This is a genomic window from Acidovorax delafieldii 2AN (assembly GCF_000175235.1).
Lineage (GTDB): Bacteria > Pseudomonadota > Gammaproteobacteria > Burkholderiales > Burkholderiaceae_C > Acidovorax > Acidovorax delafieldii_B.
Genome location: NZ_ACQT01000392.1, coordinates 1 through 2,301, shown reverse-complemented (window position 1 = coordinate 2,301; position 2,301 = coordinate 1). Strand labels below are relative to the sequence as shown.

Annotated in this window: 1 pseudogene; it reads left to right on the top strand. The window is 70.7% G+C overall.

Annotated elements, in window-relative coordinates:
- Positions 1-2,301, top strand: a pseudogene (locus tag ACDELDRAFT_RS21460) (UvrD-helicase domain-containing protein); the annotation flags it as partial.

Sequence of the window (2,301 nt, the reverse complement as noted above, 5' to 3'; positions counted from 1 at the left end):
AGCGGGTCGAGTTCGACCTGGCCGATGCCGCCGGCGTGGTCGATGCCTCGGTGCCGCCGTTCCAGGTGCATTCCCCCGAGCTGGCCGCGTTCAGCGAACCGGCCGATGCGCTGCAGGGCGATGCCTGCCACCAGCGCTGGCTCGCCCGCGCCAAGGCCCTGGGGGGCGAGGCCAACAAGACGCCCCAGAAGGCCGCCGACGCCATCATCGACGCGCTGGCCTGCGATGACCTGAACCAGCGCCTGGACCTGCTGCGCCGCGCCCTGTTCGTGGCCAAGGAAGACCGGCTTTCCAAGAACCTTGAAAAATTCCCCGCCGCGCAGGAGGCCGAACCCGAACTCCAGCGCCTGCTCACCGCCCGCCGCCAGCACGACGCCTGGCTGCACCAGCAGCGCATGGCCCGGCTGGCGCGCAGCCTGATCGCGGCGTTTGCCGCCGTCAAGCACCAGCATGGCTGGGTGGACATGAACGACGTGGAGCGCACGGCGCTCGTCATGCTGGCCGACCCCATCCTCAGTGGCTGGGTGCAGGAGCGCCTGGATGCGCGCATCCGCCATCTGCTGGTGGACGAGTTCCAGGACACCAACCCATTGCAGTGGCAGGCGCTGCATGCCTGGCTGGCGGGCTATGCGGGCTCGGGCGGCGGCGCAAGTGGCCAGAAACCGCCCAGCGTGTTCATCGTCGGCGACCCCAAGCAGAGCATCTACCGCTTTCGCCGCGCCGAGCCGCAGGTGTTCATCGCCGCGCAGGCCTTTGTGCGCGACGGCCTGGGGGGCGACCTGCTCAGCTGCGACCACACACGCCGCAACGCCACGGGCGTGATCGCCGCCGTGAACCACGCCATGGGCACCGCCCAGGCGCAGCACGAGACCAGCGGCTTTCGCGACCACACCACCGAATCCACCGACCCCGGCGTGCTGCTGCGCCTGCCCGCCATCCCTGCCGCCGGATACTGATGGTGATGGGGGCGGCGACCCGCTCACCTGGCGCGACAGCCTGACCGAGCCGCGCCACGAGGCCGAGGAAACCCAGCGCATGCGCGAATGCACGCAGGCGGCCGCCTGGGTGGCCGCGCAGATCGCCGCAGGCACGCCGCCCAACGAGGTACTGGTGCTGGCCCGCAAGCGCGACCGGCTTGCCGCCATGCAGGACGCCCTGCGCGCCCTGCACCTGCCCTGCGTGCAGCCCGAAAAAGCCGACTTGTTCGATGCGCCCGAGGTGCAGGACATCGTGGCGCTGCTCGATGCCCTGGTGTCCACCGGGCACGACCTGTCGCTGGCGCGCGCGCTCAGGTCGCCGCTCTTCGGCCTTGGGGATGACGCCCTGGTGGCCCTGGCCGTGCTGCGCCGCCAGCCCGAGCATGCGGGCAGCAGCTGGTTTGATTTGCTACAGAAAACAGAGCTGCTACCGATTGCACTGCAGGCGCCAGCGGCCGATTTGGTCCAATACAAGTTCTGGGTGGACGCTCTGCCGCCGCACGATGCGCTGCACGCCATCTACCAGCACGCCGACGTGCTGGCCCGCTTTGCCGCCGCTGCGCCCGCCGCGCAACGCATGGCGGTGCTGGCCAATCTGCGTGCGCTGCTCTCGGCCGCGCTGCAGCACGATGGCGGGCGCTACCTCACGCCGTATGCCTTTGTGCGCGCCATGAAAAAAGGCGGTGTGCGCGCGCCCGGCCGGGTGGATGCGCAGGCGGTGCGCCTGCTTACCGTGCACGGCGCCAAGGGGCTGGAAGCGCGCTGCGTGCTGCTGCTCGACACCGACACCCGCCCGCAAAAGGCCGAAACCATGGGTGTGCTGGTGGACTGGCCAGGCGAAAAGACCGAACCCGCAGGCTTTGTCTTTCTGGCCAGTGAATCCAGCCCGCCGCCCAGCGCCGAGGCGGCCCTGGCCGCCGAACAGCAGGCCCGCCAGCGTGAAGAACTCAACATGCTCTACGTGGCCATGACCCGCGCCAAGCATTGCCTGGCGCTGTCGTCCGTGGCGCCCGGCGTGTCTGCGCCGGGCAGCTGGTGGAACCGGCTGGCGCCGCTGCTGACCGACGCAGAGCTGCCGGCCAGGGCTGTGGCCGCCGAAGGGAGCGGCGTTGCCGCGATGCCCGACGGCACGCACGACCACTTCACGCTGGCCGAGCTGCCCGTGCTGGCCGCCGAAGTGACCGCCGGAATGACCGCCGAAGTGGGCGGCACGGCCTGGGCTGGCGCCGACGGCGCAGAGGCAGATACCGGTGCGGGTGCCGCCGATCCGGCACCGGCGGTGTCTACCCCGGCGTCGCGCCTCGGCGAGGCCATGCACCAGCTG